A 25213-nucleotide genomic window follows, 5' to 3' on the forward strand; every position below is an offset into this window, starting at 1 on the left:
CGCGGACCCGCCCATTACAAAGTCATACTGTGTCACGTTCAAAGTGCCGCCTTGACCTTCTCGGCAACCTCGGGCGTCACCCACTTGGTCCAGACATCCTCGAAGTTTTCCAGGAAGTAGTAGGCGCCATCTTCATTGGTGGCCTGGTTGTCGGTCATCCAGGCCAGAACCTTGTTGGCCGTTTCATTGTGCCAGGAGCGGACCTTGACGTAGTCCATTGCAATCCCCGCCTTGTCGGCAAAGGACTTGGTCACGACAGTGAAGACGTCAGAACGCGGCCAGTCGGCGGGCTTGGGGTCCGGGCAATTGGCAACGACGATACACGTGTCCCAGGCGGTCTTTTCGTATTCCGCTTCCCGGTCCAGCTTGGTCATCTCGTATTTGCCCAGAATGGCGGTCGGGGCCCAGTAGTAACCCAGCCAGCCTTCCTTGCGCTCGAAGGCGCGGGCAATGGAGCCATCGAGACCTGCGGCAGACCCGGTATCGACAACTTCAAATCCCTTTTCCTCCACGTCCCGCGCGCGGGCCATGTTGGCGGTGATGATCTGGCAAGCCCAGCCCGACGGACAATTGAACAAGGCGCCCTTGCTCTCGTCTTCCGCACCCGGGAACAGTTCCGGATGGGACAGCGCCTCTTCGACGGTCTTGATATTGTGTTCCTTGGCGAGATAGGTCGGAACCCACCAGCCCTCGACACCGCCATCGGCCAGAACCTCGCCACCGATCAGCAGGCTGCCGTCAGCCACGGCCTTGTCGAGCGGCTCGCGCACGGCATTGACCCAAAGCTCCGGCGCCATATCCGGCTCGGCCTTTTCGTTCATGGAGGTGAAGGTCGGCATCGTGTCGCCGGTAACCAGCTCCACCTTGCAGCCATATCCCTCTTCCAGGATGATCTTGTCGATATGCGCCATCGCTCCCGCGGACGCCCAGTTCATTTCGGCAACTGTAACCGTACCGCACTCTTCGGCGGCCATGGCTGACGATGCGCCCAGGCAAAGGGCTGTCGCAGCCAGGGTGGCAAACACTGTCTTCATCAGACTTCTCCACTGCAGTTCAACATTGAGGATTAAATAAAAGGATGAGGAATTGTCAGTTATTCTTCAGTCCATTTGGATCGAAACCGGGCATAAAATAAATATTTCAATCATTACGTGAAATATCTGATGAATCAGAAACTGAATTCAGATTCACATGCCCGGAGCCTTGAGCCAATTCGAGATGAAAGCGGATCACACTAGTCATCTTGAATTCGCGCATTGGTTTCCCTTGATCAGGATTATATTTTACACCACATTAGCGATGCTATCTCGCCGAGATAATTACACTTCAGTTTCCCACTGACAACCTTTGCAGATCCTTTTGTCGCCATTTGGCAACAAAAGAACCAAACTGCCGCCATTATTGGCGTTTTGGGGCGCAGGAAGATCAAATCAAGACATAAAATTATCGGAATCGGCCAGAGAACCGTGGCGAGTCGAGCGCAAGTTCATGCTTTTTATCGTAAATCCGCCAGGTTCAGAGGCCGTGACGGGACCCGTTCTGGCTGATAGAAAGAAGGCTGCCTGTCGGCATTTCCCGCCAATCTCACAGCGACGGATAAACATGCGCTCCTGTTTCCATCTCGCCTACCATGTCACGGACCTTGACGAAGCCCGCGCCTTTTACGGAGACCTGCTCGGCTGCCCGGAAGGCCGCAGCACCGAGACCTGGGTCGACTTCGATTTCTTCGGCCACCAGATCTCCCTGCACCTGGGCGAACCGTTCAAGACGACCAACACGGGCAAGGTCGGCGATCACATGGTGCCGATGCCGCATCTGGGCGTGGTGCTCGGCATGGACGACTGGCAGACGCTGGCAGACAAGCTGACGGCGGCCGGAACCCAGTTCGTTCTTGCCCCGTCCATCCGCTTCAAGGGAGAGCCCGGCGAACAGAGCACGATGTTCTTCCGCGACCCGTCCGGCAATCCGATCGAGGTAAAGGGCTTCAAGGATACATCCGGAATATTCGCCGCATGACCCGCCTCATTCCCTTCGTCACACGCAGCAGCAGAAGCGAAGCAGAGGGCTGGCTGGCCTCGCTGAACAGCGCGCTTGGCCCTCACGCGGAAATCCGCCTGCTTGCGGATGTCAGCAAGGAAGACCGGCAAGCCTCCGAACTTGCCATCGTTGCCAATCCGGACCCGGCCGAACTGCTTCTGCTGCCGAATCTCAAGTGGGTTCAGAGCCTGTGGGCTGGCATCGAGCGGATGGCCGCGGAACTGCCGGCATCAGATCTCAAGATCGTGCGCCTGGTCGACCCGAAGATGGCACAGACCATGTCCGAGGCTGTGCTCGCCTGGACGCTCTATCTTCACCGGGACATGCCCGCCTATGCCCGCCAGCAGGCCGAGCGGCGCTGGCGTGAGCATGAACTGAAGTTGCCTGAAGACCAAACGGTGACGCTGCTTGGCCTCGGCCATCTTGGCGCTGCCGCAGCTCAACGCCTCAAGGACAACGGCTTTACCGTTCAGGGCTGGAGCCGGAGCGAGAAGACACTGGATGGCATCAGGACCTTCTCGGGCGAGGCAGGCCTGAAACAAGCCTTGACCACGACGGACATTGCCGTCGTGCTGATGCCCCTGACCAGCGAGACCCGCGGACTTGTGGGCAAGGAAGCCCTCGCCGCGCTGAAGCCGGGGGCTAGCCTGATCAACTTTGCCCGTGGCCCGGTCATCGATGACAGCGCCCTGCTCGAAGCGCTGGACACGGGGCACGTCAAGCATGCTGTTCTCGATGTCTTTGCGACCGAACCGCTGCCCGCGGATCACCGCTACTGGACACATCCGTCCGTTACGGTGCTCCCGCATATTTCCGCCCCGACGATCAAGAAGACCGCGTCCGAACTCGTGAAGCGCAATGTCACGGCCTTCCTGAACACGGGTGAGATTCCCGCAGCAATCGACCGCAACCGGGGCTACTGAGGAGCATAAGCTTCCGGCGAGATCAGCGCCAGAGCACTGTTCGGGAACAGCTGAAATGAAAAACCCCGCGCAGATTTGCGCGGGGCTTTTTGTCTTCAGAAAGGCTGGACCAATCAGCCCATGGCCCAAGGGCCATGATAGCCCTTGCCATCCTTGTCCGTGCGCTCGAAGCCGTGGGCGCCGAAGAAGTCGCGCTGGCCCTGCAGCATGTTGGCCGTGGAGCGGCCGGTGCGCATGATGTCGAAATAGGACAGCGCCGACGACAGGGCCGGAACAGCCAGACCGTTCAGAGCGCCGAGCGCCACCACCTGACGCAGGGCGCCATGGGTTTCCTTGAGCTTGTCAGCAAAGAACGGCGCCAGCATCAGGTTGCGGGCCGGGTCTTCGTCAAGGGCGCTGGCCATGTCGTTCAGCATCGCAGAGCGGATGATACAGCCATTGCGCCAGATCTTCGCGATTTCCGGCAGCGGCATTGCCCAGCCATACTGCTTGGCAGCTTCCAGGATCAGGCCGAAGCCCTGCGCGTAGCAGACGATCTTGCCGGCAACCAATGCAGATTCCAGAACGGAAGTGGCGATTGCAGCCTTGTCGAGCGCCACCGGAGCCGCACCAAACACGGCCTCACCTTCTTTGCGCTCATCAATGCGGGCCGACATGTTGCGGGCGGCAACAGCCGCTTCGATGGCGCTTGCCGGCGTGCCCAGCATGAGGCCTTCGATGGCGGTCCAGCGACCGGTGCCCTTCTGACCAGCCGTATCCAAGATGATGTCCAGCATCGGCTTGCCGGTATCCGGGTCAGCCGTATTGGCAACCTTGCCGGAAATCTCGATCAGGTAGGACTGGAGAATGCCACCGTTCCACGTCTCGAATACCGAGCCGATTTCAGCGGAGGTCATGCCGAGGCCGTCGCGCATCACACCATAGACTTCGGCGATCATCTGCATGTCGGCATATTCGATACCGTTGTGAACGGTCTTCACCAGATGACCGGCACCGGCAGCGCCCAGATGGGCCGCGCAAGGCGTGCCTTCATGCTTGGCGGAAATCGCTTCCAGGATATGACCAACCTGGGTCCAGGCATCAGCCGGGCCGCCCGCCATGATGGACGGTCCAAAACGAGCGCCTTCTTCACCACCGGAGACGCCGATACCCATGAAGCGCGGACCTTTTGCGGCAGCTTCTTCATCGCGGCGGTTGGTGTCGTGATAATTGGCGTTGCCCGCGTCGATAATCAGGTCCTGCGGATCCAGAAGAGGACGGAGCGCTTCGATCTGCGCATCCACGGCCTCGCCTGCCGGGACCATCAGGATGATGGCACGCGGGCTCTTGATGGCGCCGATGAAATCCTCAAGGGTCTTGGTCGGAACCAGCTTTTCCGCAAGCGGGCCTGCCTTTGCCATGAACTGGTCGGTCTTGTCCGTGGTGCGGTTGAAGACCGCGATGGAAAAACCATTCTCAGCAATGTTCAGCGCCAGGTTTCCCCCCATGGTGCCAAGGCCGATCAATCCGATCTCGGCAGTCGCCGTCGTTGCGGACATGGAAAGCTCCTTTCGCTTCTTGTTCGATTTCGCGTGTTCGCTGGCAGCGTAATATCCCAGTTTGCTCACAGTCCGCAATTCCACAGAACGCCCAAAGCGTTCGCTTTTACAATTTCATCGTCCAAGCAAGCAAAAGCCCGGCACCTTCCAGCACCGGGCTCCAATTGCGATCGAAGATGCGAAAATCACTTCCGGCCACGGTTCATAGCGGCGGCCAGTGCCGCAGCCATGGCGTTGTTGGCGGGAGCGGGGGCATTTCCCGGCTTGCCGCCGCCGGAACCACCACCGGGCCCCTTTCCTCCAGGTCCACGGCCACCTGGTCCACGCCCTCCCGGACCACGGTCATCACGATGCCCGCTCTGACGGTTATCTGCGGCCCGCTCGCGCTGGCCCTGATAGTCCACGTCCGACTTCATCGTCATGGAGATGCGCTTGCGCTTCACATCCACTTCCAGGATCGTCACCTTCACGATATCGCCCGCCTTGACCACCTTGTGCGGGTCATCAACGAACTTGTCCGCCAGCTGGGAAACGTGAACCAGACCGTCCTGGTGCACACCGACATCAACGAATGCGCCGAAGTTGGTGACATTGGTCACCGTGCCTTCCAGCTTCATGCCCGGCTTCAGGTCGGAGATTTCCTCAACCCCATCTGCAAGGGAAGCGGTCTTGAACTCCGGACGGGGATCTCGGCCCGGCTTTTCCAGCTCCGACAGAATGTCCTTCACCGTCGGCAGGCCGAAGCGCTCGTCAGTAAATTCCTTCGGGTCCAGTCCGCGCAGCACCGAGCTGTCACCCATGAGCTGGCGCACATCCCGGCCACAGGCCTTCACGATGCGCTTTGCCAGCGGATAGGCTTCCGGGTGCACGGACGAAGCGTCCAGCGCCTCCTCGCCATCATTGATACGCAGGAAGCCGGCGCAAAGCTCAAACGCCTTGGCGCCGAGACGGGGCACTTCCTTGAGCTGCTTGCGGCTGGTGAACCGCCCGATGCTGTCCCGGTGCTCAACCACAGCGCGGGCCAGGCTGTCCGACAGGCCGGAAATGCGCGAGAGCAGCGCCGGAGATGCCGTATTGAGATCAACGCCAACCGCGTTCACTGCATCTTCCACGACCGCGTCCAGCGCTCGGGCAAGCTTGGTCTGGTTGACGTCATGCTGGTACTGGCCGACGCCGATAGACTTCGGCTCGATCTTCACCAGCTCCGCCAGCGGATCCTGCAGGCGGCGGGCAATGGACGCCGCGCCGCGCAGGGACACGTCGATGCCCGGCATTTCCTTGGAGGCCAGCTCAGAGGCCGAATAGACCGATGCGCCGGCTTCATTGACGATGACCTTGACCGGACGGCTGGCCGGCGGAATGTCACCCAGAACATCGGCTGTAAGACGGTCCGTTTCGCGGCTGGCGGTACCGTTGCCGATGGCGATCAGCCCCACCTTGTGCTTGGCGATCAGTGCCAGAAGGGTTGCCCGCGACCCAGCAATGTCGTTGCGCGGCTGGAACGGATAGATCGTTGCCGTGTCGATCAGCTTGCCCGTCCCGTCAACCACGGCAACTTTCACGCCTGTGCGGATGCCAGGATCGAGACCCAGTGTCGCCTTGGCGCCAGCAGGGGCAGCCAGCAGCAGATCCTTCAGATTGCGGGCGAAGACCTGGATGGCCTCTTCCTCGGCCTTGTCGCGAAGGTCGCCCATGAGATCGAGTTCAATATGCAGCGCCAGCTTCACCTTCCAGGCCCAGCGCGCCACATCCATCAGCCACTTGTCACCCGGACGGCCCTGGTCAGCGATGCCGTAGGTGTCGGCGACCAGCTTTTCAGCCGGCTTTACCGGCGAGACGTCATCCGCATCCACCGTCAGATCGACGGACAGAATCCCTTCATTGCGGCCACGGAACAGAGCCAGAGCGCGGTGGCTCGGGATCTTGGAGAGCGGCTCGGAATAGTCGAAATAGTCCGCGAACTTCGCGCCCTTCTCGCTCTGGCCATCGATCAGCTTGGACTGAACGACGCCCTTCTCCGAGACATGGCGGCGGAGCTGGCCAACGAGAGCAGCGTTTTCCGCAAAGCGTTCCATCAGGATCTGGCGGGCCCCATCAAGAGCTGCCTTGGTGTCCGCAACGCCCTTTTCTTCAGAAACATAGCTGCCGGCTTCCTGTTCCGGGTCTTTTGACGGATCGGAAAGCAGCAGATCAGCCAGCGGTTCCAGACCGGCTTCGCGGGCGATCTGTGCCTTGGTGCGGCGCTTCTTCTTGAACGGCAGGTAGAGATCTTCAAGAACGGACTTGGTGTCCGCCAGCGCGATGCTCTTGGCAAGCTCATCCGTCAGCTTACCCTGCTCCTCGATCGACTTGACGATGGCAACGCGCCGGTCTTCCAGCTCACGCAGATAGATCAGCCGTTCTTCGAGCTTGCGCAGCTGGGTGTCGTCCAGCCCGCCGGTCGCTTCCTTGCGGTAGCGGGCGATGAAGGGAACCGTGGAGCCTTCGTCGAGAAGCTGAACCGCAGAATTCACCTGGGTTGGCTGGCACCCGATCTCATCCGCAATCCGCCGCGCGATGCGGAGGGCAACATCCGGGGCAAGGGCAGCAGCCTTGGTGCCGGGGGCAGGAAGGGTCAGGTCAGAGAACTCGGACATGCGGCGTTTCCATCTTGTCGTGTCGTAAGGCCTGCCTCCAGCCAAAGGCGGCAAGGCAAGAACGGGGACGATAGAGCTGCCAAACAGGGCGATAAAGAGACAGGTTGGCGAAGTCCACGGAAATGCGCCCGCACGCCGGACCCCATTGCAGAACCTTCCCACGATCAATTTCAGGTGGTAGACGTCACCGTCCTTCTCTTCAAAAAGGACGAAACCATGAAATCCTCTGAAGTCGCCCGTTATTGGGAAGGGAACGCGGAAACCTGGACCCGTCTGGCCCGAGCCGGATATGACCAGTATCGCGATGCCCTGAACACGCCTGAGTTCCTCCGTATCCTGCCAGACATCGGCGGCCTCACTGGCATCGACATCGGCTGCGGCGAAGGCAGCAACACCCGCAAGCTCGCGGCTCTTGGCGCAAGCCTCCATGGCGTGGACATTGCCCCAACCTTCCTGCGCCATGCCCAGGAGAGCGAAACCCAGACCCCGCTCGGCATCCACTATCGCCATGGCGACGCGACGGCTCTTGATGAACCGGACGGCACTTATGACTTTGCCACCGCATTCATGAGCTTGATGGACGTTCCCCAGCCGGAAAAGGCCATCGCGGAAGCCTTCCGTATCCTCAAACCCGGCGGCTTCCTTCAGTTTTCGATTCTGCACCCATGTTTCGTGCCGCCCGTAACAAAGAACCTGCGCGGAGCAGATGGCCTCTCCTACGGCCGGATGGTCGGAGATTATTTCCGCGAGACGGATGGGGAGATCGACACCTGGACCTTCGGTCAGGTGCCGCAGGAGATGAAGGCGACGCTGGAACCCTTTCAGGTGCCACGCTTCCACAGGACCTTGTCGACCTGGATCAACACTCTTTGCCGGACAGGCTTTCACATCGAGGAAATCAACGAGCCACGAGCAGATGAGGAAACGGCCCGCCGGGTTCCAACAGTCGAGGACACCAGGGTCGTGCCGATCTTCCTTCAGATCCGGGCGCGCAAACCTGCGTAGCGGGAAAAGGGCCTAAACCCGGGATCGGAAGAACCGGCTGGTGACGGAGATCGAATTTCCGTCCGGATCCTTGGCATTGGCGAAGACATAGCCATCCCCTTTGTGCAGCGGACCGAAAGCCAGTCCGGCTTCGGCCCGCTCCGCACAAAACCCTGCAACGTCCTCGATATCAAAACCGAGCTTGACCAATGCCTGTCCCTTCTTCTGGGACTTGGCAGCGGGATGCAGCATGAGGATTGCGCCACCTTCCGGATGCACCAGTTCCACGATCCGGTCGCCCTCTTCCCGAAACACCTCGAAACCGAAATGCGCGGCATAGAACCGGGCGCTTTCTTCAATGTCGCGGGTGTAGAGCGTGATGCGATTGAGCGGCATGTCCTTCCCTCGGGCGTGGCAGCCAGCAGGGGGACTGCGACTGTTCGTTACCTCACCACGGTAATGCGCTCGGCTGCCCGTGTCACGGCCGTGTAGAGCCAGCGGTCGCGGTGCTCACGGAAAGCCCAGCTTTCGTCGAACAGAACCACATCGTCCCACTGGGAACCCTGCGACTTGTGAACGGTGAGCGCATAGCCATAGTCGAACTCGTCGGCCTTGCGACGGATGGCATAGGGGATCGCGTCCGCGCCCTCCTCGAACATGGCCGGCAGAACCCGCACCTTCACCGTATGCTTGCCTGCCTCATCTTCCGGGATCACGTCAAAGCGCAGCGTGTTGCCACGCGGCGGGCGCAGCTGCTTGACCGACCAGAGCCCGCCATTCAGCAGGCCCTTGGTCTTGTCGTTGCGCAGGCAGACCAGCTTGTCACCGACGGCAGGCATCGGGGTTGAAAAGCCCTTCAGCTCGCGGATGCGGCCATTGTACAGACGGCGCGTCTTGTTGGTGCCGACCAGAACCTGATCGGCGGACAGGATCCGCTCCTTGTCGATGTCCCGGCGGCTGATCACCTGGCTCTCGCCAAAGGTGCCGTAATCCAGCGTTCCGCCTTCGCGGATTGTCATGGACATACGGACGATCGGATTGTCCTGCGCCTGACGGTGTACCTCGGTCAGCATCACATCCGGCTCGGCTTCGGTGAAATAGCCGCCGCCCTTGACCGGAGGCAGCTGGGCCGGGTCACCAAGCACCAGCACCGGTGTACCGAAAGACAGAAGGTCCTTGCCCAGATCCTCATCCACCATGGAGCATTCATCGATCACGATCAGGCTGGCGGAAGCCGCCGCACTGTCGCGTTTGATGGCAAACTGCGGACCATTGTCATCCGCATCGTCTTCCACCTCTTCCTCCTCCTTGGCGGAGCGGGGGCGGTAGATCAGCGAATGAATAGTGCCCGCATCCTCACAGCCCTTCTGACGCAGAACATGAGCAGCCTTGCCCGTGAAGGCACCAAAGCAGACGTCGCCATCAATGCCCTCTGCCAGGTGCCGGGCAAGCGTGGTCTTGCCCGTTCCGGCAAAGCCGAACAGCCGGAAAACCTGCTTGTCACCGCGCTTCAGCCAGCGCGAGGTTTCACTCAGTGCTTTTTCCTGTTCCGGTGACCAGGCCATGGATGATTCCCGTTTCGTTCCGTGCGTTCCGTCCATAACCTGATTTCCGGTGGCACACCATGGCAAAGGCACGGTCCGTTTGCCCTGACGAACCGATTTTCCGCGTTCGCATTGACGTTTTGTTCAGCACATTTCGTCAAATCCGCGCGGATTAAGAGTCCAGACAGGTCAAAGTCTTACGTTCAGTCATTATTGATCAGATTGACTTTATTCATTGAGCCGGGGTTGCGGACATTGTCCTTTTCACTTGCCACCTTACAATCGACAGACGACCTCGACGCCGCAGATTTTGCTGTTGCAGAGCCTGAAAGAGGCTTCGAAGCGCGCCATCTGCCTGCCATCGCCGATCGGCTGGAAGTTGGCGTCTGGGTTTTCGATATCGACCAATCTCAGGTTCTCTGGGCCAATTCCGCTGCCTTGAGCATCTGGGACGCCACCAGTTGCGAAGAGTTGTGCGGCCGCGAACTGGGAAAAGACATGTCGCCTGCTGTGAAGCGCAGGCTGGAGCAGCATCAGTCGGATTTCATCTCCCGCAAGGCCGTGTTCCAGGAGATCTGGACCCTCTATCCAAATGGCAAGCCAACCCCCATCAGGGTCCGGATGTCCGGATATCCACTTGAGGGCGGCAATAGAATGGGCATGCTGTGCGAAGCCCATCGGGAGAGCGAAAACCAGCACGAAGCTCTCAGGAGCACGAATGCCCTGCTGCACACTCAGCTGATGATTTCCCTTCATGATCAGGATGGACACACGCTCTATCTCAATCCAGCTTCCCGCAGGGCCTTTGATACCAATTCGGATCAATTGAAAGACCGCTTTGCGCGGAAGTCGGATTACAGCAAGCTGCGCATCTCTCTGGAAGCCTCTGGAGAGGTTTGTCTGATCGCACGCATGCAGACGGCCGAGGGCAAGAGATGGCACGAGATCACTGCCCGGAACTGCTTCGACCCGGTTTCCGGATGCCCCTCGATCCTCGTCAGCGAGAGTGACGTCAGCGAACTCAAGGCAGCGGAAGCGCGTGCCAAGGGGCAAGCTTATAATGATGCCTTGACCGGCTTGCCGAACCGGCTCGGCCTGCCCCAGATGTTCACCGACATGAAGAGCCGCGCGGAAAAACACGGCCAGATCATCGGGCTTTTCTTCATCGACCTGGACCAGTTCAAGTCCATCAACGATACGCTGGGTCACACCTATGGCGATACGATGCTGATCCGCATCGCAGGCCGGTTGAAAAAGATCCTGAATGCGGAAGATGCTGTGGTCCGGCTGGGCGGCGACGAGTTCCTGATCCTAAGCCCTGCAACCGATCCGGCAGCTTTCACCGCAAAAGCAGAGCTTCTGGTCAAGGAGCTTGCCATCCCCGTGCGATCGGAAGGCCGAAAGCTAGCCGTGACGCCAAGCATCGGCATCGCCCGCTGGCCGGAACATTCTTCCGAGCTGCAGAAGCTGATGCAATTCGCTGACCTGGCCATGTACAGTGCGAAGGAAGAGGGCCGGAACCGCTTTTGCACCTTCGAACCTCAATTCTATGCTCAGTTCGAGAGCGAATTGGAGAACCTCACCAGTTTGCGCGAGGGCCTTTCCAAGGACCAGTTCACCGTGCATTTCCAGCCGCGTATCAATGCGCGCACGGAAAAGATCGAGACACTGGAAGCTCTCGTCCGCTGGCAGCACCCGCGCCGCGGTCTTGTCCTGCCATCCGAGTTCATCCCGCTTTGTGAGAAGTCAGGCCTGATTGTCGAACTTGGGGCAAAGGTGCTTCGGCAAGCGCTGAAGTTCCTGCAACAGATGAAGAAAGCAGGGCACCAGAGCCGGATTTCCGTGAACGTTTCCCAGCGCCAATTGCAGGAACCCGATTTCCATGCCTTCGTGCGTGCAGAACTGGAAAAGCACGGCTGCTGCGGCTCGGAGCTGGAGCTTGAACTGACCGAAACGCTGGTTGTTGATAGCGGGGAAATCATTCGCAACAACCTCACAGAGGTCCGCGCTCTGGGCGTCACCATCGCCATTGACGACTTCGGAACCGGGTATTCGAATTTCGCCCGACTCAGCGAAATGGCCGTCGACTACATCAAGATCGACCGGAGCCTCGTGATGGGCCTGCCCGCCAATGCGGGTCTCATTCAGGCGATCATTGCAATGTGCAAGGTGATGAAGGCAGCTATTGTCGCGGAAGGTATCGAGACCCGGGAAATTGCCGATCAGATGATCGAACTCGGAGCCGAGGAACTGCAGGGCTACTATTTCGGCCGGCCGGTCGCGCCGGAAGAGATCCTGACGAGGCTGGAGAAAGACGGGAATGGTCGGCGCCCGTGCTGCATGTAATACCAACCTCAGCCCTGGGCGACCAGCAAGGCACCGCCAGCGATCAGCACGACGCCCGCCCAGGCCTTCAGGCTGAGACTTTCGCCCAGAAACAAGGTGCCGAGGATGGCGACAAAGACGACACTCAGCTTGTCGACCGGAGCCACCTGCGAGGCGGTTCCCATCTTGAGCGCGCGGTAATAGCAGAGCCAGGACGCCCCGGTCGCAAGACCTGACAAGACCAGGAACATCGTTCCCTTGGCCGAAAGTTCAGAGACGCCCTTCATTTCACCGGCAGCAACGGCAATCGCTCCGGTCAGACCCAGAATCACAATGGTCCGGATGAAAGTTGCCAGGTTCGAGCCGATCTCATTGACCCCGAGCTTGCCAAGAAGCGCCGTCGCGGCTGCAAAGATCGCTGCCAGAACTGCCCATAATTGCCATGTATCGCGCATGATCGCTCCTAGCCAAACATCAGCATAAACGAAAACCCCCGCCACAAGGACGGGGGTTTCCAGAAGATCGGATCAAATGAAGCTGCTTAGGCTGCAACTTCCACGTCCGGCTCGCGCAGCACGTAGCCACGGCCCCAGACGGTTTCGATGTAGTTCTTGCCGGAGGTCGCCGCAGCCAGCTTCTTGCGCAGCTTACAGATGAAGACGTCGATGATCTTCAGTTCCGGCTCGTCCATGCCACCGTAGAGGTGGTTCAGGAACATTTCCTTGGTGAGCGTCGTTCCCTTGCGCAGGGAAAGCAGCTCGAGCATCTGGTATTCCTTGCCGGTCAGGTGAACGCGCTGGCCACCCACTTCAACGGTCTTGGTATCCAGATTAACACGCAGGTCGCCGGTCACGATCACGGACTGTGCATGACCCTTGGAGCGGCGGACGATCGCGTGGATACGAGCGACCAGTTCGTCCTTGTGGAACGGCTTGGTCATGTAATCGTCTGCGCCGAAGCCCAGGCCGCGAACCTTGTCCTCGATACCGGCGTTACCGGAGAGGATCAGGATCGGCGTCTTCACCTTGGAGACGCGCAACGTCCGGAGAACCTCATAGCCGGACATGTCCGGGAGGTTCAAATCCAGCATGATAATGTCGTAATCGTACAGCTTGCCGAGGTCGATACCTTCCTCGCCAAGATCTGTCGTGTAGACGTTGAAGTTCTCGGATTTCAGCATCAGCTCAATGCTCTGTGCTGTCGCGCTGTCATCCTCAATCAACAATACACGCATGCCAATCCCCTTATGTTGCCTTTCCTAGGCAAGTCGCAACGGCTCTGTCGGTGCCTGCTACGAAGGACTGCCTTTAACCCCGACTCGAAAGCTAGTCGTTAATGGTTAACAAAATCTAATTCGTAGCGGCAAGCCCTAAGGAGCCAAATCTGTGCACAATACCCAAGGGCTTGAATCCCCAATTAAAACCGGGATCTAAGCCTCTTAAAGTCTTGGTTTAGGAAGTCGCCGTAAGTGACTCCTGCCAGACTCATTTCCACAAAGCCTTTGGACTGTGTAAAGGCGCTCTCGCCTGTCAACGTTCCGTTCATTAAGATTAAGCAGAGACGTAAACGATAGGTTACCAAGCCGAGCCTTTTGAAAGGAATTCCGCGTGAAGTCGCTTTTTGCCGAGATTGATTCGCTTATGGCGACCGAAATCTACGGCCGGGTGGCCGCCGTTCAGGGGCTCCTCGTCGAGGTTGCCGGTCCCGTTCATGAAATGAGCGTTGGATCCAGGCTGCTGATCGACAGCGGCGAAGATAACCCGAAGGTCCCCGCAGAAGTCGTCGGATTCCGCGATGAACGCGCCCTCTGTATGCCCTTTTCAGGGCTGGAAGGGGTCCGTATGGGCTGCAAGGCGGTCATCAGCGCCCGCGACAGCGTCGTCCACCCGTCCAATGCCTGGCTGGGCCGGGTTATTAATGCCCTGGGCGAACCTATCGACGGCAAGGGAGAGCTTCCCGGCGGAGCAGTTCCCCGCAAACTGCGAAGCAATCCGCCTCCTGCATCTGAACGCTCACGTGTGGGCGGGCCGCTGGATCTGGGCGTCCGGGCCCTTAACACCTTCGTCACCTGCTGCGAAGGTCAGCGCATGGGCATTTTCGCAGGCTCGGGTGTCGGCAAGTCGGTGCTCATGTCGATGCTCGCCCGCAACACGGATTGCGATATCTCCGTCATCGGACTGATTGGCGAACGTGGCCGCGAAGTGCAGGAGTTCATCGAGGACGATCTGGGCGAAGAAGGTCTTGCCCGGTCCGTCGTTGTCGTTGCCACGTCCGACGAGAGCGTTCTGATGCGGCGTCAGGCTGCCTATCTGTCCATGACGGTCGCGGAACATTTCCGCGACGAGGGCCAGAACGTCCTGTGCATGATGGATTCCATCACCCGCTTTGCCATGGCCCAGCGCGAGATTGGTCTCTCCATCGGCGAGCCGCCGACCTCCAAGGGCTATACGCCGACGGTCTTCACGGAGCTTCCGAGACTATTGGAACGGGCAGGCCCTGGCCGGGTTGGAACCGGCTCGATCACCGGTCTTTTCACTGTGCTGGTGGAAGGCGACAATCACAATGAGCCTGTCGCAGATGCGGTGCGCGGCATTCTGGACGGCCACATCGTGATGGAACGTGCTATTGCAGAACGGGGCCGCTACCCGGCAATTAATGTGCTAAAGTCGGTTTCGAGAACCATGCCGCGCTGTGTTCCGGAAGAACAGCTTCCCGTCCTGCGCAAGGCAAAGCAGCTCTTGTCCACATATACGGACATGGAGGAACTCATCCGTCTTGGGGCCTATCGCAAGGGATCAGACCCCACGGTAGACGAGGCAATCCGCCGGTTTGGGCCGATGGAAGCCTTCCTGAATCAGCGCAAGGACGAGGCGACGTCTCTTGCAGATGGATATTCTGAACTCGCCAACCTTTTGGAAATGACTCCGGGCTAGGATGCGTTTGCTAGGGGAGTATTGAGTTATGAAGACCCGAGACAGCCTCATTCGTCTGAAGCGATTTCAGGTAGATGACAAGCGCCGGCAATTGAGCCAGATCGAAGCCATGATTGCGGAATTCAACCGCATGGCTGATGAACTGGACGATCAGATTCGATCCGAACAGGAACGCGTCGGCATTACGGACGTGGGCCATTTCGCCTATCCGACTTTCGCCAAGGCAGCCGCCACCCGCCGTGACAACCTGCGCAACTCGGCACTTGAGCTGGATGAGCAGCTTGAGCGGGCACGCGACGAGTTGAACGAAGCGATCGAAGAGCTGAAGAAGTTCGAGCAGCTGGAAGAGCGTGACCAGCAGCGTGAACGCAGCGCCCAGGAAGCCACAGAGCAGGATCAGCTCGACGAGATCGCAGGCAGAGCGCGCGTCCGTTAACGCGGCTCTCTGCAAGCCTGCCAGAAAGCCTTGAGCCATCCCCTTGTCATCGGGCTGCGGCATATTTCGGCTTACCCAAATATTTAAACTCACAAAAACATGATCGGTGAATTGCCCTGAAAACGGGCATTCTTCTGCGGTCGCGTGGGGATTGGCCTCATGTCGAAACGAAAACAGAAGACACCGCCCCAGGGAGACCCGCATGCTGCGCCATCTGGCTTTCTCGCTATTCCTCTTGGTCCTGCTTCCGTTGGGTGCCGCACATGCGGAAGGCGCGCACCACAAGCTGGCGCTCCATGTGAATGAAAGCGACCCGACCGTCATGAACATGGCCTTGAGCAATGCCGAGAATGTTCAGAAGTATTTCGCCTCCAAGGGTGACACTGTCGAGATCGAGATTGTCGCCTACGGTCCTGGACTGATCATGCTGCGGGATGACAAGAGCCCGGTACGCCACCGCATTTCAGCCATGAGCCTGGAGATCCCCTCGATCACCTTTTCCGCCTGTGGCAACACCTACGAGTCCATGTCCAAGGCGGAAGGCCACGACGTTCCACTGATGAGCGAGGCGCAAATCGTACCCTCCGGAGTTGCGCGGCTTATGGAGTTGCAGGAACAGGGATTTTCTTACGTTCGCCCCTGACCGGTGCCGTAACTGCATGAGCCATTTTGCGCCCGACAAAGTGAAGTGCTATAGCCGCGCATCAAACTTTGCCCCTCCGGACAGGTTTCCATGCGCTTCTTGATTGCCTTCCTGTTGCCCCTGTCGACCTTCAGCTTTGCGCTGGGACTGACCTTGCCGCTCATGCGGTTCGAGAGGCTGCTGTTACTGGAAGACCGCCCGTCCCTGATCGACATGGTTCTGAGCCTCTATCAGGATCAGGAATATCTGCTGACCGCCTTGGTCGCCGCTTTCTCGATCGGCTTTCCGGCTGCCAAGATCGTACTCACCCATGTAGCCGCCCTGTCCGGCGGGAAAAGCCGGTCACTTGGCCTTCTGGCGGCGGTCTCCAAATGGTCGATGCTTGATGTGATGCTGGTGGCGCTGGTGCTGTTCGCTGCCAAGACCAGCGGCCTTGCAGAGGCAAGCGTGCTGCCAGGCTTGTGGTTCTACGCTGCAGCCACCATCGGCACGGCGTTCACTGCCTTCCTCGCCAAAAGCCAGTCCCGCTAGGAACCCGGCAAAACGCCCGTCCGATTTGAGGCAATCAAAGCGTCCGGATCGGAGTGCGCGGCTGACCGTTGCGAAGCTTTGGTTTGCGCTTGGCCGCAAATTCGCCTCTCGCCCGCTGAGCAAGCTGCGGCCGGTTGTTGCCGGTTGCCTGAACATAGGCAGCGATCCAGTCACCGGCCTGCGACATGGGGATGCGCAAGTGATCACACCGGGCCTTTGCCAACATGGAGAAGGCATCCAGAGACATGCCCGCCTTGCGGGCCATGCCGATCACGTCGTCCCGGTCGCCATTGAAAAGCGCATTGCGGGCCGTAACCGGCGGAATTCCACAGCGGAAGGCCAGCAGATCCGTAGCGTGTGACAGCCTCTTGTCCTGAACCAGCAGGACAGAGAGATCATCAGCGGAAATGTCATTCTGCTTGCAGAAACGCAGAAGGCCGGCAACGTCCGGATTGTCGAGATTGACCCCGATCTTGCGCCGGACCTGACGCAAACGCCCGATCTGATCCAAATCTTCCTGGGTAATCGAACCGTTGATCATCTTCTTCAGATGGGCGGCCGTCTCTCCCGTCACCGAGGGCAAAAGCATCTGGCAGATGGAAGGGGTCAGATCAGCGCGCAGCGCAAGATCTTCCCTGAGGACAATGTCCTGGATCGCATGCTTGACCAGAGCCCGCAGGGTCAGTCTGGAAAGTTCAATCTCGCGGTTCCCGGCAAGGATCCGGCGGACCACCTTGCTGCCGCGTTCTGCGAGGATCTGGGACGCCTTCTGACCGAGATCATCGCGGCGCGAAAGCACCTGAAGATGGCTGTCGTCGAGTTTACCGGCGAGGTCTTCCAGATGCTCCTGCTGAAACCCGGGATATTTTTCCAGGACTGGTGTCGCAACGCGAATGGCGTCCGTGGCAAAAGCCATCGCGAGAGGAAGAGGCGTCTGAATGAAAGGCGCAAGCTTCGTGGACAGCGCTGCACGGCTCTTCTCGGAAATTTCCTGGTAAAGCAGCAGCGCGACTTCGCCGAAGATTTCCGCTTCAGAAGGGGTCCGGCGCTCAATTCCCTGCACATACATGTCAGTCAGGGCAACAAGAAGCGTGTCCCGCGATTTCGCGGACTTGTCGCTTGCCAATCCGAGCAGCTGCACTGACATGGTAAAACTCCGTTTGCCTAAACCTATTAGGACGCGAGTTAGTGAAGAGTAAAATCTGAAGACGCAAACCGACAGATCAGATCTGTTTTTTGCAAAGTGGGTGGCGAGCACAGCTCAAACCGGTTAAGCCTTTGTCCCGACCGCACGAGCTTTAAGTCTACTGTGCACTGATTTTGATTAATTTCAAACGGGATAGGATACGATGCTGAGTGGAAAACATCTGATTGACGGCGCTTGGGTTGAGGGTGGAAGCACGTTCAAAACGGTTTCCCCAGCGACAGGTGATGTCCTCCAGGAATCCGTATGGGACGCCGATCAGGCAACCGTTGCAAAGGCTGCTGAAGCTGCTGAACGCGCCTTTGCTGCCTATAGCGCAACCTCCACCGCTGAACGCGCAAAATTTCTCCGCACGATTGCGGATGAGATCGAAGCCCGCGGCGCGGCCCTGACGGAAACTGCGAACAAGGAAACGGCTCTTCCGGAAGCCCGCCTTAACGGCGAACGCGGCCGCACCACCGGCCAGCTCCGCCTGTTTGCCGACTGGATCGAGGAAGGCTCCTGCTTCGACGTCCGCATCGACCGTGCGATGCCTGACCGTCAGCCCCTGCCCCGCCCCGACATCCGCCTGATGCTCAAGGCCATTGGCCCGGTTGGCGTCTTCGGTGCATCCAACTTCCCGCTGGCCTTCTCCACCGCAGGTGGCGATACCGCCTCCGCTCTGGCCGCAGGTTGCCCTGTCGTGGTCAAGGGCCACCCGGCCCATGCCGGCACAGCCGAACTTGTTGCCGAAGCCATTCGCGTCGCTATCGAGAAATGCGGCATGCCGAGCGGCACCTTCGGTCTCATTCAAGGTGCGAGCCAGGCTTCGGGCGGCGCTCTTGTCACCCATCCGCTGATCAAGGCCATCGGCTTTACCGGCTCTCTGCGCGGCGGCCGCGCCCTGTTCGATCTGGCCGTTTCCCGTCCTGAGCCGATCCCGTTCTACGGCGAACTGGGATCCGTCAACCCGACCTTCCTTCTGCCCGCAGCTCTTGGCTCGCGCGCAGCTGAAGTCGGCGCAGGCTGGGCACAGTCGCTCACCATGGGCGTTGGCCAGTTCTGCACCAACCCGGGCCTCGTGATTGCAATTGCCGGTCCGGACCTCGACACCTTCACCAACGCCGCTTGCGAGGCTCTTGGTGCAGTTCCGGCCCAGACCATGCTGACAGCCGGCATTGCCAAGGCCTATCAGAGCGCCATTGATGCCCGCATCAAGAACGGCAAGGCCAATGTGAAGCTGAAGGGTGTTGCCGAAGGCGGCGCCTGTGACGTGTCTCCTGCGGTTTTCGAAGTGGACAGCGCCACCTGGCTGGCAAACCCGGACCTTCATGAAGAAGTGTTCGGCCCGTCCGCCGTCATCGTTGCCTGCCCGGACGCAAATGCCGTTCTGGAAGTTGCCAAGGCTCTGGAAGGCCAGCTGACCGCAACCTTCATCATGGATGATGCGGATCTCGAAGCGGTCCTGCCGCTGCTGCCGGTCGTCGAACGCAAGGCCGGCCGCCTGATGCGCAACAACTTCCCGACGGGTGTGGAAGTCTGCCACGCAATGATGCATGGCGGCCCGTACCCGGCCTCGACGGACGTGCGCTCGACCTCTGTCGGCACCAAGGCTATCGAGCGCTTCCTGCGCCCGGTCGCCTTCCAGAACTTCCTCCAGGACATGCTGCCGGAAGCCGCACGCGATGGCAGCTCCGTACCGAACCTGGATAACGGCAAGCGGTCCTGATCCCGCTCTGACTTGAAAAGAATTGAGGCGGGCATTCGACACTTCGAATGTCCGCCTTATATTTTTCCGCCAAGGAATAAAGGTAAGCTCCTGGCTACCTCGCTGTTCCTGAAGCCGACAAGATATAACCGGACCGTGCGCATGACCTTTCACCACCGCCTCAAGGCGGGACTTCTCGCGCTCTTGCTCCTGTGCACCGCGGCCCCGGCCGCCTTTGCCCAGACCGCAAGCAGCACTGCAGCCCAACCCTCCGCTTCCGCGACCACACAAGCCTCGCCCGAGGCGGCCCGCGAAGCGCTCATTCAGCTTCTGCAGGATCCCAATGGCCGCTCGGCCCTGATCGAGCTGCTGAAGAAGGAAGGCGGCACGGGCACGGGCGCCAACACTGGCACAGGCACTGGCACAGCCACCCAGCCGTCAACAGCCACACCGGCCCCTGCAGCGGCAGAGCAAGCTGCGCAAGAAGAAACTCCTGCAGCGGAAGCCACGCCCGAGGAAGACAAGGAACCTTTCGCGGTCTGGCTCGGCAACAAGACCCGCATTGTCGCGGATGACCTGGCCAATTCGCTGACCATGATCGGCAAATCCCTGAACGGCATTGTCCTGCTGGCGACGGGCGAAGTGCAGATCCGCTGGGAGCGCGCCCAGAGTGCCTTGATCGAGATTGCCGTGGTGCTGGTCACGGCTCTGCTTGTGTTCTACGCCGGCCAGCAGGTCCTTAAGTTTACGCTGAAAAAATACGCCTCCCGCGCCGGGTATGGCGGATGGGTCAAGCGTGTCGTGCTGCTTCTGGTAACAGCGGCCGCGGATGTGCTCACGGTCGTCATTGGCTGGGGGGCTGGCTATGCGGCAGCGCTCGCGGTCTTCGGCAACAGCCAGAGCTCCGGCTTCCTGCTCCAGAGCCTGGCCTTGAACGCCTTCCTCCTCACGGGCTTTGCCCGCGTCGTGCTGCGCATGGTCTTTGCACCCAACCGGGCTCCCCTGCGCATCCTGCCATTCAGCGATGACACCGCAGCAATCTGGAGCCGCCATATCGGATTCATCATCACCCTGCTCGGCTACGGCCTGATGCTGGGCGTACCGGTGGCGAACCTGACGATTTCCTTCGTCCTCGGCAACGCGGTCCGCGTTCTCGTGGTGCTGATCGCGACAGTCTATCTTCTCATCACCGTCCACCGTCAGCATTCCAGGGTGACAACAGGCATCCGCAGCTATGCAGAAACGCTGAACAGCGAGATTGCCCAGCGCAGCCTCTGGGGCCTGGCGGGTCTCTGGCACCTGATCGCCTATCTCTATGTTCTGGTCGTTCTCGGCGTCTGGCTGTCCCGCCCCTTCGACGCGGTATCCATCATCGTGCAGGCAACCGGCCTTTCGATGCTGACCATCCTGGGCGGGTTCATGCTGTCCTTTGCGATGACCCGCGCGATTGTCGGCGGTGTCCGGCTTCCGCCGAAGCTGAAGGAAAACCTCCCGGCACTCGAGACCCGTCTGAACGCCTTCGTGCCGCGCCTGCTCAAGGTGTTCCGCTTCCTGGTCTTTGTTTCGACCCTGCTGATCCTCGCGGACATCTGGGGTGCCATCGGTCTGTTTGAGTGGCTTGGATCCCAGGCAGGACGGGATATTCTCGATCGATACAGCTCGGCAGCGCTCGTGCTCCTGATTTCGTTCCTGGTCTGGCTGGCCGTCATGTCCTGGATCGACATGCGCCTGCGCAGCCATGCAGGCTACATCATCACCGCACGCGAACGGACCTTGTTCCAGCTGTTCCGTAACGCCTTCACGGTCGTGGTGATCGTCATGGCCTCACTGCTGGGCCTCTCGGAAATCGGCGTCGACATCGGCCCGCTGATCGCTGGTGCCGGTGTTGTCGGTCTGGCGATTTCCTTCGGTGCGCAAACCCTCGTGAAGGACATCATCACCGGCGCCTTCATCCAGATCGAGAATGCGATCAACGAGGGGGATGTGGTCACCGTCGGCGGCATCAGCGGTGCTGTGGAGCGGCTGACCGTGCGCTCCGTGCGGTTGCGCGACGTGGAAGGCACGACCCATATCGTTCCCTTCTCCGCCGTCGACACCGTTTCCAACTTCATGCGGGACTTCTCCTACCATGTGTCCCTGATCGGCGTGTCCTACGACACCGACATCAAGAAGGCGAAGGCCGCCATGGAAGAAGCCTTTGTCCGGCTGCGGGAAACAGATGCCGGACGGGACATCATCGCGGATCTGGAAATGCACGGGGTCACCAGCTTCGGCGATTCCGCTGTCAACATCCGCGCCCGGATCAAGACGCTCCCGGGCTCACAATGGGCGATTGGCCGCGCCTACAACGAGCACGTCAAGAACGTATTCGACGAGCAAGGCATCGAAATCCCGTTCCCGCAGGTAACCTACCATTCTGCAGCACCTGCTCCGGTGGAGAAGCTGCAGAAATCCAAGGCGGCAAAGGACGAGCCGAATGACCGTCCGGTGAAGGATTCACCGAATGAGGCAAATGATGACGCCCTTGATGCGGATGACGACGCCGCACCGCGGTAAGCTCTGAGCCACCCGCAAATCATAAAGGCCGCCGGACATTCTCCGGCGGCCTTTTTCGTTGATTGAATTTCATTCAGTTTCGCTTTATTTTCGCTTTCTCACATCGACGCGCCTTTTCGCTATCCAGGAGAAGCTTTAATGAAACCCGAATTCGACCTTATCGTCATTGGTGGCGGTATCAACGGAACCGGGATCGCCCGCGATGCAGTCGGCCGCGGGGCAAGCGTTCTTCTCGCCGAAATGGGCGATCTGGCAGGCGCGACCTCGTCCGCTTCAACCAAGCTCATTCATGGCGGCCTGCGCTATCTTGAGTATTACGAGTTCAATCTCGTCCGTAAGGCGCTCAAGGAGCGCGAAGTTCTGTGGCGCGCAGCCCCGCATATCGCCTGGCCGCTGCGCTTCATCCTGCCCCACCACAAGGATCTGCGTCCGGCATGGCTGCTGCGGCTAGGCCTGTTCCTCTATGACCACCTTGGCGGCCGCAAGCTGCTCCCGGCAACCAGGACCGTGCGCCTGGACAAGCCCCCTTTCTCCAGCGGGCTGAAAAGCCTGTTCCGCCGAGGCTTCGAATATTCCGACTGCTGGGTGGATGATGCCCGTCTGGTTGCCCTGAATGCCCGCGACGCAGCCGATCGCGGCGCGGAAATCCTGACCCGGACGAAATGCATCAGCGCCCGCCGGGAAAACGGCCATTGGTCTGTCACTCTGGAAGACGTCGTGACCGGCGTTCAGCGCATCGTGACCGCAAGCGTTCTCGTCAATGCGGCAGGTCCCTGGGTCGCGTCCATGCTGTCCGGGGTTGCTGGCGTCAACCGGTCGTCCAATGTCCGGCTCGTGAAGGGCAGCCACATCGTTGTGCCGCGCCTGTTCGAGCATGACCGCTGTTTCATCTTCCAGAACGGCGATGGCCGGATCATCTTCGCCATTCCCTATGAAACCGATTTCACCCTGATCGGCACAACCGATGTCGATCACCAGAGCGATCCGGGCCAGGTGACCATCTCGAAAGACGAGATCGACTACCTCTGCCGGTCGGTCAGCGAATATCTCGAAAAACCGGTCAAGCCGGAAGACATCGTGCACACCTATTCCGGCGTCCGGCCGCTTTATGACGACGGCGCAAAGGACGCAAAGGCAGCCACCCGCGACTATGTTCTTGAGCTGGATGGCGGCGAAGACGGCACTCCCGCGCTCCTGTCCGTTTTCGGCGGCAAGATCACCACTTACCGCAAGCTTGCCGAACACGTGCTGGAAAAGCTGGAAGGCTTCCTTCCCTTCAAGAGTGGCGTCTGGACTGCCGCAGCATCGCTGCCGGGCGGCAATTTCCCCGTCCTGTCCTTTGATCAGGAAGTGCAACGGCTGCAGGAAACGCACCCCATCCTGAGCCCAGCCCATGCGACCCGTCTCGTGCGTGCCTACGGTACCGATGCCCGCATGATCCTTGATGGCATTTCTTCACCGGCAGACCTTGGCCGTCACTTCGGCCATGATCTTTATGAGGTTGAAGTCCTGTGGCTGATTGAGCGTGAATGGGCCCGCACAGCGGATGATATCCTGTGGCGCCGGTCCAAGCTGGGACTGCGGATCAGCAAGGAAGAAGCCGCTATCCTGGATGGTTTCCTGAAAGACCATCTTGCAGCCCGCACCGCTGCCTCGGCATAAAGAGAAAACAATTTCCCGGTGAGCCGGCAAAGACCGGCCACCGAAACGATATCAGGAGGAACGCATGGCGGGCGCCATTCTGGCCATTGATCAGGGCACAACGTCCAGCAGGGCGATCGTATTCGGCAGCGATTTTCAGCCGATCAGCGTCGGGCAGAAAGAGTTCCCGCAGCATTTTCCACGCTCCGGCTGGGTCGAGCATGACCCGGAAGACCTTTGGTCAACCACGGCTGCCGTCTGCCGCGAGGCACTGGAACGCGCCCACATCCCGGTGGCAGACATTGCCGCGATCGGCATCACCAATCAGCGTGAAACGGCTGTCGTCTGGGACAAGAAGACCGGAAAGCCTGTCTATAATGCAATCGTCTGGCAGGACCGGCGCACGGCGGATGTCTGCGCAAAGCTGCGGGCTGCCGGCAAGGAAAAGCTGATCACCTCCAAGACCGGCCTGATCCTTGACCCCTATTTCTCAGGCACCAAGGTTGCCTGGATCCTGGACAATGTGGAAGGCGCACGGGCCCGGGCAGAACGCGGAGAACTGGCGTTTGGCACAGTGGATTCCTGGCTGATCTGGCACCTGACCGGCGGCGGGAAACACGTCACCGACGCGACCAACGCCTCCCGCACCCTGCTCTACAACATCCACGACAATTGCTGGGATGAAGAGCTCTGCGACCTGATCGGCGTACCGATGTCCATGCTCCCGGAGGTCAAGGATTGCGCCGACGACTTCGGCATGAGCCGGGCAGATCTTTTCGGCCGCCCGCTGCCTATCCTTGGCGTTGCCGGCGATCAGCAGGCGGCGACACTGGGCCAGGCCTGTTTTGAACCGGGCATGGTCAAGTCGACCTACGGAACCGGATGCTTTGCGCTGATCAACACAGGCAAGGAACCGGTTTCTTCCCAAAACCGGCTGCTGACGACAATTGCCTACCGGCTGAATGGTGAGACCACCTATGCGCTGGAAGGCTCGATCTTCGCCGCTGGCACCACCGTTCAATGGCTTAGAGACGGGCTCGGCATCATCAATTCGGCTTCCGACACCCAAGCGATGGCAGAACGCTCCAGCCGCGAACAGCAGATCTATCTGGTTCCGGCTTTCGTGGGCCTAGGCGCGCCACATTGGGATGCAGATGCCCGGGCTGCCATCTATGGCCTCACCCGCGCCACCGGCCCGGATGACTTTGCCCGCGCTGCGCTGGAAAGTGTCGGCTACCAGACCCGGGATCTTATCGACGCCATGCAGGCGGACTGGTCGGCTCAGGGACAGACCGTCCTGCGGGTTGATGGCGGCATGTCCGCCTCGAACTGGACCATGCAGTTCCTCGCGGACATTCTGGGCGCGCCGGTCGACCGGCCAAAGGTCTCCGAAACCACCGCGCTTGGTGCTGCATGGCTGGCAGGTTCCCGTGCGGGAGCTTGGCCCGGGCAAACGGAATTTTCCGCCAAATGGCTCCTGGACCGCAGATTTTCCCCGGAAATGGAGCAAGGCGAGCGCGACAAATTGCTCGCCGGATGGCGCGACGCCGTACGCCGCACCCGGTCGAACTGACCAGTTACGCCCCGCCGCCAAA

General features: G+C 59.8%; 20 protein-coding genes. 12 read left to right on the forward strand and 8 right to left on the reverse strand.

What is annotated here, in order from left to right:
* Nucleotides 1-38 precede the first annotated feature (38 nt).
* Nucleotides 39-1034 (reverse strand): ABC transporter substrate-binding protein, encoded by a 996-nt coding sequence (locus BUA94_RS12595; protein WP_139251105.1) that lies wholly within the window; start codon nucleotides 1032-1034, stop codon nucleotides 39-41.
* A gap of 568 nt (nucleotides 1035-1602) precedes the next feature.
* Here BUA94_RS12595 and BUA94_RS12600 point away from each other — a divergent pair.
* Together BUA94_RS12600 and BUA94_RS12605 are read left to right on the forward strand one after the other, a co-directional pair.
* Nucleotides 1603-2016, forward strand: coding sequence for a VOC family protein (locus tag BUA94_RS12600; RefSeq protein ID WP_073013519.1), 414 nt, complete (start codon nucleotides 1603-1605; stop codon nucleotides 2014-2016).
* A complete protein-coding gene (locus tag BUA94_RS12605; RefSeq protein ID WP_073013522.1) occupies nucleotides 2013-2960 on the forward strand; it encodes a 2-hydroxyacid dehydrogenase in 948 nt (315 codons plus the stop codon). The genes BUA94_RS12600 and BUA94_RS12605 overlap by 4 nt, the downstream gene beginning before the upstream one ends.
* Before the next feature lie 113 nt (nucleotides 2961-3073).
* Here the strand turns inward: BUA94_RS12605 and gndA are convergent, their stop codons facing one another.
* Nucleotides 3074-4498 (reverse strand): NADP-dependent phosphogluconate dehydrogenase, encoded by a 1425-nt coding sequence (gene gndA, locus BUA94_RS12610; protein ID WP_073013524.1) that lies wholly within the window; start codon nucleotides 4496-4498, stop codon nucleotides 3074-3076.
* 185 nt (nucleotides 4499-4683) lie between these two features.
* Nucleotides 4684-7134, reverse strand: a complete 2451-nt coding sequence (locus BUA94_RS12615) for a Tex family protein (RefSeq protein WP_073013527.1) — start codon at nucleotides 7132-7134, stop codon at nucleotides 4684-4686.
* Nucleotides 7135-7350: 216 nt separating this feature from the next.
* Between BUA94_RS12615 and BUA94_RS12620 the strand changes: the two genes are divergently transcribed.
* Nucleotides 7351-8139, forward strand: a complete 789-nt coding sequence (locus BUA94_RS12620; protein ID WP_073013874.1) for a class I SAM-dependent methyltransferase — start codon at nucleotides 7351-7353, stop codon at nucleotides 8137-8139.
* A 12-nt stretch (nucleotides 8140-8151) separates the two neighbouring features.
* Here the strand turns inward: BUA94_RS12620 and BUA94_RS12625 are convergent, their stop codons facing one another.
* Together BUA94_RS12625 and BUA94_RS12630 are read right to left on the reverse strand one after the other, a co-directional pair.
* Nucleotides 8152-8514, reverse strand: coding sequence for a VOC family protein (locus tag BUA94_RS12625; RefSeq protein WP_073013528.1), 363 nt, complete (start codon nucleotides 8512-8514; stop codon nucleotides 8152-8154).
* Nucleotides 8515-8561: 47 nt separating this feature from the next.
* Nucleotides 8562-9683 (reverse strand): ATP-dependent DNA helicase, encoded by a 1122-nt coding sequence (locus BUA94_RS12630; RefSeq protein WP_073013875.1) that lies wholly within the window; start codon nucleotides 9681-9683, stop codon nucleotides 8562-8564.
* A 234-nt stretch (nucleotides 9684-9917) separates the two neighbouring features.
* On the opposite strand from BUA94_RS12630, the gene BUA94_RS12635 reads away from it, so the two are divergent.
* Nucleotides 9918-12008, forward strand: coding sequence for an EAL domain-containing protein (locus BUA94_RS12635; protein WP_175558035.1), 2091 nt, complete (start codon nucleotides 9918-9920; stop codon nucleotides 12006-12008).
* An 8-nt stretch (nucleotides 12009-12016) separates the two neighbouring features.
* Here BUA94_RS12635 and BUA94_RS12640 read toward each other — a convergent pair whose 3' ends face one another.
* Nucleotides 12017-12442: an EamA family transporter gene (locus BUA94_RS12640; RefSeq protein ID WP_073013529.1), complete on the reverse strand. Its 426-nt coding sequence runs from the start codon at nucleotides 12440-12442 to the stop codon at nucleotides 12017-12019.
* A gap of 86 nt (nucleotides 12443-12528) precedes the next feature.
* Entirely contained in the window at nucleotides 12529-13221 is a 693-nt protein-coding gene (ctrA, locus tag BUA94_RS12645; RefSeq protein WP_073013530.1) for a response regulator transcription factor CtrA, read from the reverse strand.
* 373 nt (nucleotides 13222-13594) lie between these two features.
* On the opposite strand from ctrA, the gene fliI reads away from it, so the two are divergent.
* From fliI to BUA94_RS12665, 4 genes are all read left to right on the forward strand, one after another.
* Nucleotides 13595-14920: a flagellar protein export ATPase FliI gene (fliI, locus tag BUA94_RS12650; protein WP_073013531.1), complete on the forward strand. Its 1326-nt coding sequence runs from the start codon at nucleotides 13595-13597 to the stop codon at nucleotides 14918-14920.
* Between the two features lie 28 nt (nucleotides 14921-14948).
* The gene (gene fliJ / locus BUA94_RS12655; protein ID WP_073013532.1) at nucleotides 14949-15356 is read left to right on the forward strand and encodes a flagellar export protein FliJ; all 408 of its coding nucleotides are present in this window, start codon (nucleotides 14949-14951) and stop codon (nucleotides 15354-15356) included.
* 202 nt (nucleotides 15357-15558) lie between these two features.
* Entirely contained in the window at nucleotides 15559-15999 is a 441-nt protein-coding gene (locus BUA94_RS12660) for a DsrE family protein (protein ID WP_073013533.1), read from the forward strand.
* A 90-nt stretch (nucleotides 16000-16089) separates the two neighbouring features.
* Nucleotides 16090-16530, forward strand: a complete 441-nt coding sequence (locus tag BUA94_RS12665) for a paraquat-inducible protein A (protein WP_073013534.1) — start codon at nucleotides 16090-16092, stop codon at nucleotides 16528-16530.
* 34 nt (nucleotides 16531-16564) lie between these two features.
* Here BUA94_RS12665 and BUA94_RS12670 read toward each other — a convergent pair whose 3' ends face one another.
* A complete protein-coding gene (locus BUA94_RS12670; RefSeq protein WP_073013535.1) occupies nucleotides 16565-17677 on the reverse strand; it encodes a DUF2336 domain-containing protein in 1113 nt (370 codons plus the stop codon).
* Between the two features lie 202 nt (nucleotides 17678-17879).
* On the opposite strand from BUA94_RS12670, the gene BUA94_RS12675 reads away from it, so the two are divergent.
* The 4 genes from BUA94_RS12675 (at nucleotide 17880) to glpK (ending at nucleotide 25191) form a co-directional block, all read left to right on the forward strand.
* Nucleotides 17880-19442 carry an aldehyde dehydrogenase (NADP(+)) gene (locus BUA94_RS12675; protein ID WP_073013536.1) on the forward strand — a complete coding sequence of 521 codons (1563 nt, stop codon included), beginning with the start codon at nucleotides 17880-17882 and terminating at the stop codon, nucleotides 19440-19442.
* A gap of 141 nt (nucleotides 19443-19583) precedes the next feature.
* A complete protein-coding gene (locus BUA94_RS12680; protein WP_073013537.1) occupies nucleotides 19584-21977 on the forward strand; it encodes a mechanosensitive ion channel domain-containing protein in 2394 nt (797 codons plus the stop codon).
* Nucleotides 21978-22115: 138 nt separating this feature from the next.
* The gene (gene glpD, locus BUA94_RS12685; RefSeq protein WP_073013538.1) at nucleotides 22116-23639 is read left to right on the forward strand and encodes a glycerol-3-phosphate dehydrogenase; all 1524 of its coding nucleotides are present in this window, start codon (nucleotides 22116-22118) and stop codon (nucleotides 23637-23639) included.
* A gap of 64 nt (nucleotides 23640-23703) precedes the next feature.
* Nucleotides 23704-25191: a glycerol kinase GlpK gene (gene glpK, locus BUA94_RS12690; RefSeq protein WP_073013539.1), complete on the forward strand. Its 1488-nt coding sequence runs from the start codon at nucleotides 23704-23706 to the stop codon at nucleotides 25189-25191.
* Nucleotides 25192-25213 lie beyond the last annotated feature (22 nt).

Source organism: Roseibium suaedae, assembly GCF_900142725.1.
In the GTDB taxonomy this organism is placed as follows: Bacteria; Pseudomonadota; Alphaproteobacteria; order Rhizobiales; family Stappiaceae; genus Roseibium; species Roseibium suaedae.